This is a genomic window from Burkholderia sp. GbtcB21 (genome assembly GCF_019091065.1).
In the GTDB taxonomy this organism is placed as follows: domain Bacteria; phylum Pseudomonadota; class Gammaproteobacteria; order Burkholderiales; family Burkholderiaceae; genus Burkholderia; species Burkholderia pyrrocinia_C.
Genome location: NZ_JAGXKA010000014.1, coordinates 1 through 15,777, shown reverse-complemented (window position 1 = coordinate 15,777; position 15,777 = coordinate 1). Strand labels below are relative to the sequence as shown.

General features: G+C 68.3%; 11 protein-coding genes and 2 pseudogenes. 6 read left to right on the top strand and 7 right to left on the bottom strand.

The annotated features are described in order from the left end of the window. Positions 1 to 87 precede the first annotated feature (87 nt). The 3 genes from KVT39_RS26690 to KVT39_RS26680 are packed head-to-tail and all read right to left on the bottom strand — an operon-like array spanning position 88 to position 2,590. Positions 88 to 1,464 carry a DUF4915 domain-containing protein gene (locus KVT39_RS26690; RefSeq protein WP_175748646.1) on the bottom strand — a complete coding sequence of 459 codons (1,377 nt, stop codon included), beginning with the start codon at positions 1,462 to 1,464 and terminating at the stop codon, positions 88 to 90. Between the two features lie 38 nt (positions 1,465 to 1,502). Beyond that, entirely contained in the window at positions 1,503 to 2,108 is a 606-nt protein-coding gene (gene cysC, locus KVT39_RS26685) for an adenylyl-sulfate kinase (protein WP_217590594.1), read from the bottom strand. After that, on the bottom strand, positions 2,105 to 2,590 hold the full coding sequence (locus KVT39_RS26680) for a lytic transglycosylase domain-containing protein (RefSeq protein WP_034179953.1): 486 nt from the start codon (positions 2,588 to 2,590) through the stop codon (positions 2,105 to 2,107). Before KVT39_RS26680 ends, cysC begins: the two co-directional genes overlap by 4 nt. A gap of 294 nt (positions 2,591 to 2,884) precedes the next feature. Between KVT39_RS26680 and KVT39_RS26675 the strand changes: the two genes are divergently transcribed. From KVT39_RS26675 to KVT39_RS26660, 4 genes are all read left to right on the top strand, one after another. Next, positions 2,885 to 3,817, top strand: coding sequence for a hypothetical protein (locus KVT39_RS26675; RefSeq protein ID WP_034179955.1), 933 nt, complete (start codon positions 2,885 to 2,887; stop codon positions 3,815 to 3,817). 25 nt (positions 3,818 to 3,842) lie between these two features. Continuing rightward, positions 3,843 to 5,048 (top strand): cytochrome P450, encoded by a 1,206-nt coding sequence (locus KVT39_RS26670; protein ID WP_217590593.1) that lies wholly within the window; start codon positions 3,843 to 3,845, stop codon positions 5,046 to 5,048. An 89-nt stretch (positions 5,049 to 5,137) separates the two neighbouring features. Next, a complete protein-coding gene (locus KVT39_RS26665; RefSeq protein WP_217590592.1) occupies positions 5,138 to 6,565 on the top strand; it encodes a helix-turn-helix transcriptional regulator in 1,428 nt (475 codons plus the stop codon). A 26-nt stretch (positions 6,566 to 6,591) separates the two neighbouring features. Next, positions 6,592 to 7,209 carry a GNAT family N-acetyltransferase gene (locus KVT39_RS26660; RefSeq protein ID WP_217590591.1) on the top strand — a complete coding sequence of 206 codons (618 nt, stop codon included), beginning with the start codon at positions 6,592 to 6,594 and terminating at the stop codon, positions 7,207 to 7,209. A gap of 277 nt (positions 7,210 to 7,486) precedes the next feature. Here KVT39_RS26660 and KVT39_RS26655 read toward each other — a convergent pair whose 3' ends face one another. From KVT39_RS26655 to KVT39_RS26640, 4 genes and pseudogenes are all read right to left on the bottom strand, one after another. Next, complete coding sequence (locus tag KVT39_RS26655; RefSeq protein WP_175748650.1) at positions 7,487 to 8,677, bottom strand: M20 aminoacylase family protein; 1,191 nt, start codon at positions 8,675 to 8,677, stop codon at positions 7,487 to 7,489. Between the two features lie 79 nt (positions 8,678 to 8,756). Then, positions 8,757 to 10,091 (bottom strand): DUF3100 domain-containing protein, encoded by a 1,335-nt coding sequence (locus KVT39_RS26650; protein WP_034179959.1) that lies wholly within the window; start codon positions 10,089 to 10,091, stop codon positions 8,757 to 8,759. A 46-nt stretch (positions 10,092 to 10,137) separates the two neighbouring features. Further along, entirely contained in the window at positions 10,138 to 11,655 is a 1,518-nt protein-coding gene (locus KVT39_RS26645) for an aldehyde dehydrogenase (RefSeq protein WP_217590590.1), read from the bottom strand. A gap of 52 nt (positions 11,656 to 11,707) precedes the next feature. Then, positions 11,708 to 12,601: pseudogene (locus KVT39_RS26640) on the bottom strand (NAD(P)-dependent oxidoreductase); the annotation flags it as partial. A 122-nt stretch (positions 12,602 to 12,723) separates the two neighbouring features. Here KVT39_RS26640 and KVT39_RS26635 point away from each other — a divergent pair. Together KVT39_RS26635 and KVT39_RS26630 are read left to right on the top strand one after the other, a co-directional pair. Continuing rightward, positions 12,724 to 13,632: a LysR family transcriptional regulator gene (locus tag KVT39_RS26635; RefSeq protein WP_105390816.1), complete on the top strand. Its 909-nt coding sequence runs from the start codon at positions 12,724 to 12,726 to the stop codon at positions 13,630 to 13,632. A gap of 815 nt (positions 13,633 to 14,447) precedes the next feature. Further along, a pseudogene (locus tag KVT39_RS26630) lies at positions 14,448 to 15,412 on the top strand (IS3 family transposase); the annotation flags it as partial. Between the last annotated feature and the right edge of the window lie 365 nt (positions 15,413 to 15,777).

The following is a 15,777-nucleotide window of genomic DNA, read 5'->3' as shown; positions in this document are numbered from 1 at the left end:
CGAGAATAGGATTCGTCGCGGCCGGCCACCCCGCTTGCGCGAAGCCGTCGCGCGACGCGCGAAGCGCCGCCGCGCCGGCCCGTGCGTTCAGCGGCCGGGCCGGCGCGCGATCGTATGCAACCCGTCCCGCAGCGGTGTATCGAGCGTGGCCGGCGCCGTCGCGAGGGCGCGCTGCGCATGCGCGGCGGCATTGACCGCATCGCCGAGCGCGTCATAGATCTCCGCCAGCCGGCTCAGCACGTCGAAGGTGTCGTAGCCGCCTTCGAGCGCGCTCATCAGGAACGGCAGCGCCGCGCGCCGGTTCGCGTCGCCGCCGCTCGCCAGCAGCAGGCGCGCATGCAGATAGCTCCATTCGGGAAGCGCGGGCACGTCGTTGGCGAGGGTCGACAGCGCGTCGCGCGCGAAGCCGGGGTCGACACCCGCGTCGATCATCGCCCGCACCATGTCGCCCACGATGCCGTGGTGCCTGCGCGTGCGGTACAACTCGACGATCAGCTCGCCGAATTCCGCGTTGACCGCGCGCAGGCGGCTCGCCATCGCGTCCGCGCGCGCGCCGCGCACGGGCTCGCCGTCCCACGCGACGATGTCGTACAGTTCGGCGCCGAACGGGCTCAGGTCGATCCAGCGCGGCGCGCGGCGCCCGCCTTCGATCACGTGCAACCCGCAGCCGGTGCCCGCTTCCCGCGGCGCCGGCGCGGCGGCGGCCGGCCACGCCACGCTCCGGCTCTTGCTGCGCGTGCGCGCCATGCTGGTGCCGACGAACAATCGCCCGGCATGCGCCAGCGCGCCGCGCACATACCCGTCGAGCGGCCGGTCGGCACCGCGCGGCGCGCCCGCGACATGCACGAGGCTGCCGTCGCGCGACGACACGCACAGCAAGGTCCCGCGATCGATGAACAGCGAGTGCGGATGGCGCAGCCCGCGCCTGACGACGCGGCCCGCATCGGTGAGATCGAGGATCTGCCCGTCGCAGGCGTCTCGCCACGACGCGCCGGGCTTGCAGCCGAACATCGACAGATAGACGTGTCCGCCGAATGCCTGTAGCGAATTCATGTGCAGCGTATCCACGCCCGGCTCGATCTCGAAGAACACGCGCAGGTGCAGCGCGCCGTCGCGCGGCCAGTCGATCGCGAACACCTGGTTGGTGCCGCTGCTCACGACGAGCAGTTCGCCATCCCACGCCAGCAGCGAATGCGCATCCAGCACCGGCGCAAGCCGCGCCACGCGCCGGATGCGCGCCGACGCATCGATTTCGGCCAGCAGCGTGCCGACCGTGCCGGGCACGCGAATCTGCAGCGCCGCGTAGTAGCTCGCATCGACGCGGCACAGCCCGGTCGCGCCGACGACCTGCGCGGCGACATCGCCCAGATCGATCCATTCGAACGTGTCGGCATCGACATCGAAGCGCGCGAGCACGTGTCCGGACGGCTTGGCGTAGCAGAAGCTCAATAGCAGTTGGGTCATGAAGGCATCGGGTCGTGAAGGAACAGGCGGATGCGCCGCTACCGCACGGGTCGCGGTGCACGGACGATCATCGGTACCAGGCGGCGCAGCAGGTCGTCGGTGCACTGCGCCGGCGTGCGGCCGCCGGTGTCGACGACCATCGCCGGCGAAGTCGGGCGTTCGTACGGCGATCCGACGCCGGTCAGGCCGTCGAGCCCGCCGGCCCGCGCGAGCCGGTACAGCCCTTTCGGATCGCGGGCTTCGCAAACCGCGAGCGGCGTGCTGACGAATACTTCGACGAAACGCGATGCGCCGACGATCGCGCGGGCGAGCGCGCGTTCGCGTCGATACGGCGTGATGAGCGCCGCAATGACGACGAGTCCCTGATCGTTGAGCAGGCGCGCGAATTCGGCCGCGCGTCGCACGTTTTCCGTACGATCCGACGGGGTGAAACCGAGATCGCGGCTCGCGCCGCCGCGCAGCACGTCGCCGTCGAGCGTCGCGGCGACCACGCCACGCGCCGACAGCGCGGCGCACAGGTGCACGGACAGCGTCGATTTGCCCGCGCCGCTCAGGCCGGTCAGCCATACGGTGACCGCGCGCTGGCCGGGCACGACGGCGATGCCGTGCCGCGCGTCGTGCATGCCGCTCGCCCGCGCGTTCATTGCGCCGCACCGTCGATCGACATCGCCCCCCACTTCACGAGCGTCGCCTTGACGAGCCGTGCGTACTCGTCCCGCAGGCGCGGGCTGCGCGAATGATAGGCGCCGACCGCGTCCCAGGTATTGCCGTAGGCGGCAATCTGCTTGCGCAGATGCCACGCGGCCACGTAGACGTTCACGCATTCGTCGAGCAGATCCTTGGCGCGAATGCCGAAGGCGGCCAGCTCGCGCAGATGAATCGAATTGATCTGCAACTCGCCGATGTCGGTCGTACCGTTCTTGTTGCGGTGGATCGCCTGCGGATTGCCGCGCGACTCGACGTTCGCGATGGCCCGCAGGATCATCGGGTTGACACCGTGATACGCGGCGGCCGATTCGAAACAATCGGCGTGCGCGGCCGTGCCGGCGCAGGCGAGCCACACGCACAACGCGACGCGCGGTACCCAGCGGCGCTGCCGTGGCGGCGCCGAATGACGTTGGTTCATGGTCGACCTCGAGAAGATCGGGAATGGCGGTCAGCGACCGCGTCGAAGCGAAACTTAGCGACGTATCGCGGGGCGCGTCGAGCGTCGATCGGCGGCTGCGGGTGCCGCGCTTCGGATTGACGCCGTTCGCTTCGGCACGCATCGACGCGTGCGAAAGCGGCCGATGCATCTGCTTCGCGCTCGCGCGAGGGGCTTCGCGCGCCGCGCCGCGCGGCCGCGGCGGCCCGGTATAAAACGTTCATCCCCCCGCGCCGACGCCGCTCGGCCGGCCACCTGGATCGTCTGGAGACCGCCATGCCGAGAACCGAGGAACGCGCCTCGAACCTTCATCCCGACGAGTTCGGGCACGATGCGCTCGCGCATGACGCCGGAAGCGATGACGGCCGCGTCGCGTCGTCGCGGCTGGACCGCGAGCGATTCCACGCGCTGCGGCCGAGGTCCGCCAGCGAGTCGCGAATTGCGCAGTGGAGGGCGAACGTCCACCGATCGATTCACGGCGAAGATTTGCCTCCGGCGTGGGTGTCGCATCCCGAATCGTCTCGATTGGCGGAAGGTGTGTCGCCCCTGCCCGGTGCGCCTGCCCCGTTCACGTCGGCACCGCCGGGACGCCGGCCGGTCGGTGCGATGCCGTCGCGTCACGGGCCGACGGCAAACGACGACCATGCGCACTATGCGCAGTTACCGTCCGAGGACGGCCGGTCCCAGGTGGGCGAATCGTGGATGCCAATGCCGCCGCGCTCCGTCAGTCCGATCTCGTCCTTGCATGAGCGGCGCACGCCGCTCGACCGCCACGCACCGGCATCCGATGACGGCCGCGTCCCGCTGCTGTCGGACGACGACGCTTTCCGCACGGACCCGCGGCGCACGCCGTTCCCGTCGCGGCCGGTCACCCCTTCGACAACGTTCGACCCGAGTGATCGCGATACCCGTGCCGGCACGTCCGCGTTCACTGATCGCGCCACGTACGATGCGTCGAGCAACTGGCAGGATCCGTCGTTTCAGAACGATTTCACGCCGGGCATGCAGCGCCCCGGGCAGCCGCGCCGCCCCGGCATGAACGCGCCCGACAACCGCTGGACCTCGCGGCTCCGGCCATGGGAAAACGTCATCGAAGGCGGGGCCAGCGTGATGGCGATGATGGCGAGGACCATCATCAGCGTCGTGCAGTCGATCGCGCAGATCTTCGAGAAATGGGGCGACGCGCTCGTTTCGCTGACGCGTCGTTGACCAAACCCACCTCATCATGATGCCCATGTTCGACGAAACCCTGCCGCACAAGACGCTTTTCGAGCTGCTGACGGACGCCACCGACGATCGCGACGCGTTCTACGACGCGATGCCTGCACTGCCCGGCGCCTATCGAGACGTCAGCGGCACCTGGATGGTCGGCCGCTATCGGCTCGCGTGCGCCGTGCTCGACCACCCGGCGCTGACGACCCGTTCGCCGCTGGTCGAATGCGACGTCGTGCGCGACGAAGCCGGCCTGCTCGACACGATGCTGTTTGCCGACGATTCGATGCACGAACGCATGCGCAAGACGTTCGCACCGCTGTTCGCGAAGCCGCGCCTGGCGGCGCTGCGCACGCACCTCGCCAGCGACCTCGACGCGCTGCTCGAGCAGATTCCCGATCCGCGGCGCTTCGACCTCGTCGAGCACATCGCGCAGCGCCTGCCGGCGCTCGCGGCATGCCGACTGCTGGGCATCGACCCCGTGCACGCGCCGCGCCTGCAGGCTCAGTCGATGGGGCCGATCCGGCTGATCAGCGCGATGCCGATCGGGCCTGCGGACCACGCGCTGGCCGTCGCACAGACACGGCGTTTCGTCGACGAGCTGGACGTGCATCTCGATACCGTGTGCGCCGTGCTGCAGGCCGGCGGCACGCGCCCGGCGCTCGCGCGCCGCCAGTTGCTCGCCAATGTGCTGCTGACGTTCATCGCGGGCTACGGCACGACCATGCTGTCGCTGGGCAACACGTTCGCGCAGGCGCTGGCGCGCCGCGATCTGTGGCAAGCGCTCGTGCAGGAGCCGCGGCGCGTGCCGCTCGCGCTTCGCGAACTGATGCGGGTCGAACCGGCCGTGCACGTGATGATTCGCTTCGCGCGCGCCGACGTCGAACTCGACGGGCTCCGCATGGCGAAAGGCGATGTCGTCGCCGTGGTCGCCGCCGCCGCGAACCGCGATCCCGACGAATTCGCCGGGCCGGGCGACATCCGTCTCGATCGTGCGCACGGCGGCCTCGTATTCGGTGCCGGTTCGCACGGATGCCTGGGCGCCGCGCTCGCACGCATGCAGCTGGCCGTCGTATTCGAAACGCTGCTCGCCCGCATGCCCGGCCTCATGCTCGAACCCGGCGCGCACTCGCGTCTGCAGGAAGGGGCGTTCCGCGGCTACCGCTCGCTGCGGGTGTACGACGCGGCCGCGCCTGAGCGGCGCGGACACACGGGCCGTCGAAAGTAACAGAACGTCACAAATGCCGGCCGCGGCGAAGCGACGGTGCCACGATGCGCTCACCGACACGTTCGTGTCATCCATCACGGGAGCGTCTCATGTCCTCATCGATCTACTTCGCCGTGGCGTCGACCCTCGCGTCGGTCGACGCCGAATCGCCGCTGTTCACCATGATGTTGAACGGCCAGTTCCGCGAGGCGTCGGTTGCCGCGGCGACGCGCGCCGAGCCGGCCGTGCCGGGCGTGCCGGCCGACTATGCGAGCCTGCAGACGTACGCCGACGTGCTGCTGGTGCTCGGGCAGTACGAAGAAGCCGAGGACGCATACCGGCATGCGCAGAAGGCCGTTCGCGGCGAGCACCGGACGGCCCGCGCCGCACTGTCGCGCAACGCCGGCTGGCAGGCCCTGTTCCAGAACCATCTCGGGACGGCGCTCAAATGCTTCCAGCGCGTGAGCGACGACGAAGACGCCAGCGCCGGCCAGCGGCTCGAAAGCCTCGTCGGCTCGGTGCTGGTGCTGTTCAGGCTCGGCCGGCTGGACGGCGTGCATGCGCTGCTTACCGCGTTGCACGGACAGGCGGCCTGCGCGCAGGATGCGCGCTGGGCGCGCGTCGCCTACATGCTGAACCGCGACATCGTCGATCAGTACAAGCTGCGTTCGAGTGCCCAGTTGGCCGATCACATCTACTGGCATTCGGCGGCACTCGAAACGCGCTCGAAGGCATTCGACGAGACGTTGCCCGCGCAACCCGACGCCACGCCGCCGATCGGCGTCCTGTCACGCCACGCGGATTATCTGAATCACCTGCGGGCGCTCGCGGGCGGCGCCGAATCCTCGCTCACCCGCATCGAAACGCATCTGCGCTGGAGCCAGGGTGCCGGGCTCGCGGAATACCATCGCGAATTGCGGCTCGAAGTCACGCTGGCCGCGCTCGCGGGGCGCCTCACGCACGTTGCCGAAACCACGCTCCACGTGTTCGGCGAACGCGCGTTCCAGGGCAACCAGCATGCACACTGGTACAACGAGCTGCTCTATTGCCAGTCGAAACTGCGCCAGCAACAGGGCCGCCTGCAGGACTACGCGCAGATGTACGCGCGCTATGCGCTGCAGTCGCTGCGCCACGTGCGCGCCGACAGCGCCGCCGTGCCGGCGGTGGCCGCCGAACGCGCGCAGCCCGCCGCCGACGACATCAGCGCGCGGCTGCCCGGCAAATACCGGCGCGCCTATCGTTACCTCGTCGAGCACCTCGAGCGGCCGGATCTGTCGGTACGCGAAGTGGCCAGCCATATCGGCGTCACGGAACGTGCGTTGCAGGCCGCATTCAAGGCCAATCTCGGCTATACGCCGAGCCAGTTGATCCGCACGCGGCGCATGGAACATATCCGCCACGACCTGCTCGAGGACGACGCGCACACGTCGAGCGTGCTGCGCATCGCGAACCGCTGGGGCGTCCAGCATCGCTCGACGCTGCTGAACGGCTATCGTCAGCTGTTCAACGAAGCGCCGTCGGAAACGCTCGCGCGCTGACGCACATGTGCGCCACATGCCCGTCCATGCCGGACGCCGCCGCGCCCCGCTTCGCGGTTCCGCGCGTCATCGAGGCCGGCGCCGTGCGGCTGCGCCCGTTTCGCGCGGACGATGCGCCGGCCCTGTTCGCGGTCCTGCTCGGCGATCCCGGCGTGACGGCGTGGCTGCCGATGCGCACCCATGCGAACGTCGCCGAAACGCAGGCGTTCATCGTCGGTTGCGACGCGGCCTGGCACGCCGGATGCCGCTATACGTGGGCGCTCGAGGACGCCGCCAGCGGCACGCTGCTCGCCGCGATCGAATTGCGGCCCGAGCCGCCGCGCGCGGAGATCGGCGTCGTGATCAGCCGGCTCGACGGTCACCGGCGCCGGCGGGCGTGTCTCGCCGCGCTGCTCAAGCTCCTGCGCTGGCTGCTGGCACGGCCTGCCCTGTGCCGCATTCACGCGTATTGCGCGCCGGAAGGCGCCGCCGCCGGCACGCTCACGCGGCTCGGCTTCCGGTTCGAAGGCCGGCTCACGAACTGGGAACCGCGCCCCAACCAGGGGCTGGCCGCCGCCGATGCGCTGCTCTTCGCGATCACGCGCGAGCCAGGCGCGGCCGACGCGGCGGCTGCGCCGCCGATGCACCGGCTGGTCGACACCTGAGTGCGGGGCGCCAATGCGCCGATGCCCGGCCGCCAGCCGCAGTCGACGCATCGCGATTCCGAGCGATTCCGCAGATGTTGAAAGACGCCGTTAAAAACGCTGGGAAGCGGCCACATGAAAGCGTATCGTCTCCCAAATTTCGAGACGACGAGCTGCCATGCGATGCACTGATCCGCTCGGGTCGAATTAACGTTTACCAACGAGCGCCACCCATACCGAGATCACCCCGGCGGCGCTCGTTCATCACGATCGGCCCCGAAAAGTCGGCACCGCTTCCCTATCGCGCCAAAACCCGCTCCACCAACCTCACGAAATAGCTCGCCCCCACCGGCAGCAACGCATCGTTGAAGTCGTAACTGGCGTTATGCAGCAGGCAAGGCCCGCCGCCATGCCCATGCACGCGATGATCGCCCGCCCCATTCCCGAGGAACGCATAACAACCCGGCTTCTCGCGCAGCATGAACGAGAAATCCTCCGCCGCCATGGTCGGATCGGCGGCCGCGTTCACATGCGCCTCGCCCACCAGCTCGCGCATCACCGCCACCGCCACCGCTGTCTGCTCGGCGTCGTTCACGGTAGCCGGATACTGGCGCTGGAAATCCACCTCGCTCTCGCAATCGAAGGCCGCGGCCGTCGCGGCCACCACCGCACGCATGCGCGTCTCGATCAGGTCGAGCGTCGCATCGGAGAAGGTCCGCACCGTGCCGCCGAGCCAGGCATCGGTCGGCACCACGTTCATCGCCTCGCCCGCATGCACCTGCGTGACCGACAGCACCGCGCCGTCGATCGGATTCCGGTTGCGCGTGACGATCGCCTGCAAGGCGCTCAGCACCTGTCCCGCCGCGAACACCGGATCGCGGCCCAGGTGCGGCATGGCCGCGTGGCAGCCGGCACCGCGCAGGTTGATCCGGAACAGGCTGGTCGAGGCCATCAGCGGCCCCGGCCGCACCGCGAAATCGCCGGCCGCGATGCCGGGCCAGTTGTGCAGCCCGAACACGGCATCCACCGGGAAACGCTCAAACAGGCCGTCCTCGATCATCGCGCGCGCGCCGCCGCCCGCCTCCTCGGCCGGCTGGAAGAACAGCTGCACGGTGCCGTCGAACTCGCCATGCCGCGCCAGATGGCGCGCGGCCCCCAGCAGCATGGTGGTGTGCCCGTCGTGGCCGCAGGCATGCATCGCGCCGGGCACCGTCGAACGATGCGCGAAGGTGTTGGCCTCCTGTACGGGCAGCGCATCCATGTCGGCGCGCAGGCCGATCGCGCGCGCGCTACTGCCGCGCTTCAAGGTGCCGACCACACCGGTGCGGCCGACGCCGCGCGTGACGGCATAACCCCATTGCTCGAGCCGCTCGGCGACGAGCTCCGCGGTGCGGAACACGTCGTAGCCCACCTCCGGATGGGCATGGATATCGCGGCGTATCGCCGTCAGTTCGTCGGCGTGCGCGACGATGGAATCGATCAATTTCATGCGGATGGGAACGCTTTTGTCGGTCGTCGCGGCACGGCGGTGGGCCGGTCCATGCCGCCCACCGCCGTGCCGGGAGGCATCAGATATGGAACAGCTGCGCCACCAGGGTCGCGCCGATGAAGGTTCCGGCATTGGCCACGAAGGACACCAGCACGATGCGCCAGCCGAGCCGGCGGAAGGCCGGGATGTCCTTGGCGATCGACAGCCCCGCAAATACCAGCATCGGCGTGGTCACCCCGAGGAAATCATTGTGCGAGCTGAGCGCGGCGATCTGCGAAGCCCACGGGCACCACGGCGAGGTCAGGAACATCGCCACCACCGATACCCAGCAGACCGCCGGAATCCGCCGCCCCGTCACGCGCGCCAGCGCATCGCCGACGATCGTCGCGCACACCATGATCGCGATTCCCGGCAGTCCCGCCAGCGGTGTGGTGCCGTGGGCGATCCAGTCGCACACCAGCGCCATCGCGGCCGTCACGATCCAGGCCAGCAGCTTGCCGCCGTAGCCGAGCGCGGGCGCCTCGGTCCGCACTTCGCCCAGCGACGGGCTGGCCGCCTCGGGCTGTGCCGACGCCTTGGTGGTGCGGCCGATCAGCGGCTCCAGCACGCGATAGCCCCAGACCGCGAGCGGCAGCGAGATGAACAGCGTGAAGTAAGTGCCGATGGTGGTGGTGATCAGGTTGCTGGCCGCGGCGAAGGCAAGCACCGATTTCGCCGTCTCCGGGTCCTGCTGCGCGGCGATCGCGCCCGAGGCAGCCGCCATCATGCTGCCCGAGCCGACGCCAGATCCCATCGCCAGCGCGAGCGGATCGAAGATGCCGAGGCTGCTCACGAAACCCGCGAACACGGCGATGAACACCGCACCGAACACGGTGCCGGTCAGGTACTCGGCCAGCACGCCGCGGCCCTCGGCCGAATCCATGCCGTACTTCTCGCCGATGATCGCCAGGCTCGGCTCGCGCCCCACCGAGAAGGTCGCGCCGATCGCCTCGCGCTTGATGCCGAGCAGCAACGCGAGCGGCAGGCCGAGCAGGATGGTGCCGACGAAGTGGCCGAATTCCTGGAAGGCCAGCGCCCAGCCCGCCGAAGCCAGCTTGGGCAGCGCGCTGCCCACCATCAGCCCGAGCTTGGAGACGAACAACAGCAGCGCCGGCTGCAGGATCGCGGCCGCGAAGAACTGGTCGGGCACGCTCAGGCGCGCGCTGCTGTTCCAGCGCGCGCTGGCCAGCCCCACCGCGGCGCCGAGCAACAGCGCCCAGATCATCGGCAGCAGCACGACCTTGCCCGGTCCGAGCTTGAACGTGAACGAGCCGATCCATTCGGCGACCAGCAGGATGCCGGCCGCGTAAAGCAGGACCTTGGCGGTGGCCGCGCCGCCAAGCTCGCGGCGCTCGATACCCAGTGCGTGTTCCATGACGAATCTCCCCTTGAAGCCCGGCTGCCGTCGAATGCGGGCGGTGTTACAAATAACCGAACGCGGTGGGCGGCGCTTCAGCCGTCTCGACCCACACGCTCTTGGTCTGCGTGTATTCGTACAGCGCCTCGACCCCGCTCGAGCGGCCGTAGCCGCTCATGCCGTAGCCGCCGAACGGAGAGGCCACGTTGATGGTCTTGTAGCCGTTGACCCAGAAGGTGCCGGCATTCACCTGCGCGGCCACGCGATGCGCGCGCGCCACGTCGGTGGTCCAGGCCGCGCCGGCCAGGCCGAAGTCGGTGTCGTTGGCGATCGCGATCGCCTCCTCCTCGGTGTCGAACGGGATGGCGGCCACCACCGGCCCGAAGATCTCGGTGCGCGCCACCTCCATCGCGTTCGACACGCCGGCCAGCACGGTGGGCGCCACGAAGTAGCCGCCGCGGCCCTCCCCGACGGCCTCGGCCGAGCCGCAGGCGAGCGTGGCGCCCGCCGCCACGCCGCGCGCAATCATCGACATCACGTGGTCGTACTGCTTGCGATTGTTGATCGGGCCCACCTCGGTCGCATCGTCGAGCGGCGCGCCGACACGGATCTTCTTCGCCCCGGCAGCCACCATCGCGACGAATTCGTCATAGACGGCGCGCTGCACCAGCAGGCGCGAGCCGGCCACGCAGCTCTGGCCCGCGCCGGCGAAGATCGCCGCCTGGGCGGTCAGCGCGGCGCGCTTGAGGTCGGCATCGGCGAACACGATATTGGCCGACTTGCCGCCCAGCTCCAGCACGCAGGGCAGCACGCGGCGCGCGGCGGCCTCGGCGATGCGCGCGCCGGTGGCCGGCGAGCCGACGAACACCACCTTGCTCACCACGCGATGCGCGATCGCGGCCTGCCCGGTAGTGTGACCGAAGCCGGCCAGCACGTTGACCAGGCCGCGCGGCAACCCGGCCCGCTCGCCGAGCCGGGCGACCGCCAGCGACGTGAAGGGCGTCAGCTCCGAGGGCTTGAGCAGCACGCCGTTGCCCATCGCCACCGCGGGCGCCACCTGCCAGCCGCAGGTGAACACCGGCGCGTTCCAGGGCGTGATCTGCAGCACCACGCCGGCCGGCTCTCGGCGCGTGTAGTTGAGGTGCGAGGTCGGCACCGGGATCACGCTGCCGTAGAACTTGTCGGTCCAGCCCGCGTAGTACTCGAACATCTCGGCGACCTTGGCCACCTCGCCCCGGCAGTCGCGGATCGGCTTGCCCGAGCCCAGCGCCTCCAGCCGCGCGATCGCCTCGGCCTCGGCGCGGATCGCACGCGCCACCTCCTGCATCACGCGGCCGCGTGCGGCATGCGTGAGCGCCCACCATTCGCACTGCGCGCGGCGCGCGCTTTCGGCAGCATGGTCGATCACGGCTGCGCCGGCGTCGCGATAGGCGAGCGTGGCCTCGCCCGTCGCCGCATCGTAAAGCTGGATCGTGTCGCCCTGGCCGGCGACGAGTTCGCCGTCGATATACGAGCCGATCGTGGCGGCACCGGGGAAGAAATGCGCGAAGGCGGCGAGCAACTGGTCTGCGTGCTGGGTCATGTCAGGTTTCCGTATACGGGTCGAGCGGGATCGTGGCGCGGGCTGCCCGGCCTCAGGCAGGGTCGAGGAAGTCGACGATGCGGTTGAAGTCCTCGCCGTCGGCGACGAATACCTCGCTGGCGGCCCACACGCGCGCAGCCTGGCGCGCCACCGGCGCGACGCTGTCGAACTGGTCGAGCAGGCCCAGCGCGAGCCGCACGTCCTTGCGCATCAGCTTCATGGTGAAGCCGGAATCGAACTTGCCGTTGAAGATCCAGGTCGGGTAGTTGGTCAGCGTCGCGCTGTTGCGGCCAGAGCCGCCGTTGAGCGCCTCGACCAGCTTTTCCGGATCGACGCCGGCCGCGCGCGCGGTGCGCACCGCCTCGCTGGCGGCCAGCAGGTGTACGCCGGTCAGCAGATTGTTGAGCAGCTTGGTGACGTGGCCGGCGCCCACCGGGCCCACATGCACGCGCTTGGCGCTGATCACCGCGAGGATCGGCTCGATGGCCGCGATATCGCTGTCCGAGCCGCCCAGCACCATGGTCATGGTGGCGGTGGCCGCACCCTTCGGGCCGCCGCTCACCGGGCCGTCGACGAAGCCGATGCCGCGCTCGGCCAGGGCCGCCGCCACGCGCCGCGTGCTGTCCGGATCGGCCGTGGTGGTGTCGATCACGATGCTGCCCGGCCTGGCGTTCTCGAGCACGCCGCCCGCACCCAGCACCACCGCCTCGACCACCGCCGAGGTCGGCAGCGACAGCAGCAGCACGTCGGCGTCGCGCGCGATCTGGGCCACCGAATCGCGCGCCGACAGCACCGCCTGCCCGGCCAGCGCGAGCGCCACGCCGGGCGCCGCGTCGTAGCCGAGCACCGTGTAGTCGCCGCGCCGCAGCGAACCGGCCATGCCGCGCCCCATGTTGCCCAAACCGATCACGCCCACCGTTTTCATCCGACGACTCCTGATAACTGTTGGTTCGAGGCCGGCGCGCCAGCGTCGGCCCGCCTTGCATAGCCACGATGTTCGGTCCGGCGACCCGTATAATCAATCAACGCCAATATTGATATTGTTCTCTTTTTTAGAACACCAGGATCATGAGCGATACCCTTACCGACAGCCGGATCGTCTATTTCTACGAGGCCGTGCGCTGCGGCACGATCCGCGCCGCGGCTGACTGGCTCGACGTGGCGCCCTCGGCCGTGAGCCGCCAGATCGGGCTGCTGGAGAAGGAGCTCGACGCCACCCTGGTGGAGCGCCACGCACGCGGCGTGACGCCCACCGAGGCGGGACGCTGCGTGATCGAGTATTTCCGCGAGCAGCTCGCGCACCGCGACGACCTGATCTCGCGCCTGCAGGAGTTGCGCGGGCTCAAGACCGGCCAGGTCAGCCTGGTGCTCGGCGAGGGCTTCGTCTCCGACCTACTGGCCGGGCCGATGCAGCAGTTCTGCCGGCAGTTCCCCGGGATCCGCGTCAACCTCGACGTGGGCAGCACCAACGACGTGATCCGCAAGATCTCGAACGACGAGGGCGAGATCGGCCTGGTCTACAACCCGCCCGCCGAGCCCAAGCTGGTGTCGCGCGCCTCGAAGCGGCAGCCGATGATGGCGATCGTCGGCCCCGACTTCCCGCGCCGCAGCCACAAGGTGCTGACGGTGCAGCAACTCGCCACCTACCCGCTGGCGGCCACCCACCCGTCCTACGGCACGCGGCAGATGATGGAGGCTGTGGAATACGCCGAGCGCGTGCGGCTCGCGCCGATCGTCACCACCAATTCCTTCGCGATCCTGAAGGAGTTCGTGAAATCGGGACTCGGCATCTCGGTGATGCCGGCCTTCGCAGTGGCGGCCGAGCTACAGGCCAAGGAGCTGTTCGCGATCGAGATCGCGCATCCGATCCTCGAGAACGCCGAGGCGCATATGGTCACGCGCGTAGGTCGCAAGCTCTCGGTGGCCGCCAACAAGATGCTGCAGATGATGACGGGGCAGATGCGGGCGTTCCGCTAGCGGGTCCTGCCCCGGTCCGTGCCCCTGCTCCTGCCCCCGACGCGAGGCCGGGCTTAGAGACGGTTTCATAAAGACTGAGGCTAGCCGATCGCGAAACTGCTGGAGCAACGGATCAGTATTAGTCACATTGAACCGGAACGCCCATGAACGTGCACCGCTGTCCTCGATCTGCATATAGAGACCGCCGCCATCCGCGTAATGATCCGGCGTCACCTCTTTCGCGACCCGCAGTGCGCTGAGCCGATGCAACTGTCGTCCAGCCATGTCGCCCTCCCTACCCACAAACCCACATCGCTCCCCATACTTCGTGAGGAAATTGCGCGGGACGCCAGCGGTAGCCGCAAGCACGTCGTTACCCATAAACCGCTTTAAAATCAGCGACCTAGAGGACATCAACGGAAGAGGTCGGAATAGCCCGGAAAGACCATGTGGCGGAAGGCAGCAGACTACAACCACCGCTCGCACAGACCCGCCAGGTAAGACTCCCTCATTTGCGGATGGCCCCCTACCCACGATCCTACCCATATTTGGCTCGGCGGCGATCAAATATCGGCCGCAATGCCTTGCTGGCAAAGGGACTCCGAGTGAATTCCCGGCAAGGTGCCCCAAAAGTTGGCCACGCGGGTTCCGTTACGTCCAGGAGCCTCCTTACAAGCCGCCACAGCTTGGCAAACAGTGCCGGGGCAGTGGGAGCGTGCGGCCGCCGACGACAAGGTGGCAGGCGAAGGCCTGCTTACTCCTACTATGAGCTTCCCCTGAAATTTCGCCTTCCATGAGGTCGTGTATAAACTCGACGGAAAGGAAGGGAATCAGGCATGTTCAAGGTACCGAAACAGGTGTACACGGCGGAGTTCAAGCTGGCCGCCGTTCAGCGTGTCAAGGATGGCCAGGGAGTGGCCGTGGTGGCCCGTGAGCTGGGCATTTCAGAGCAGACACTTCGCAATTGGATGAAGGCCGAGGCGTCGGGCAAGCTCAACGGCGCCGGAGCAAAGCCGGTCACGCCGGAGCAGATGGAACTGTCTCGTCTGCGAGCGGAGAACAAGCGCCTGCAGATGGAGCTTGAGATCGCAAAAAAAGCGGCAGCATACTTCGCGAAGGACCTGCTGTGAGGTATGCCTGGATCGACCGGCAGGTCGGGCAGTATCCGCTGTCGTCGCTGTGTTGCGTGATGTCGGTCAGCATGAACGGCTATCGCGCATGGAAGCGCGGCGGAACACCGGGACGAACGCGACTGACGGACACGCAATTGCTGACGTTGATCCGCACGGTGCATGCCGAGGTCAAGGGAGCATACGGCTCGCCACGCATAACCCACGAAGTTCGTGATCGAGGCTACCCGGCCAGCAAGGCACGAGTGGAACGACTGATGCGCGAAAACGGCATCCGGGCCCTGCACAAGCGCCGCTATCGCGTGACGACGGATTCGAAGCACAAGCTGCCGGTTGCACCGAATCTGTTGAACCGCGAGTTCACGCCCGCCGAGCCCAATCAGGTGTTCAGTTCGGACATCACGTACATCTGGACCGACGAGGGTTGGCTGTACCTGGCCGTGGTGCTCGATCTGTTCAACCGAGAAGTGGTGGGTTGGTCGATCAAACCGCGTATGACGGCGGATCTCGCGACGGACGCGCTGACGATGGCATGGTTTCGCCGCCGTCCCGCCACCGGCGCGCTGTGCCATTCGGACCGCGGCAGCCAGTATGCAAGCCACGAGTTCCAGCGGAGGCTGGCCGCCTACGGCATGCGTTGCTCGATGAGTCGCAAGGGAAATTGTTGGGATACTCAGTTCAGAATACGCCTCGAACGTCGGACCGATCTGACCCGTGTTGGGATTGGCCGAGCTGCCCTGGCGTTGACCTGTCGATCGGGTTCCGGCGTTCCCCGAGCGTTGCCGGGCTCACCGTCTGTGACCTGATAGGAGCTTTGTACTGCACCATGAGTGTCCTGTCCTGCGAGTGGGGTTGGCGATGCGCCCACTACAACGGATACACGCATGGAACAAAACGAAGTGATTCTGGGGGTTGACACGCATCTGGATACGCATGTCGGGGCTGTGAGCAGCGACACAGGCAAGCTTCGCGGAACGCTGTCGGTTACGACCGACACGGCAGGATATCTCGACCTGTTGACATGGGCGAACTCGTT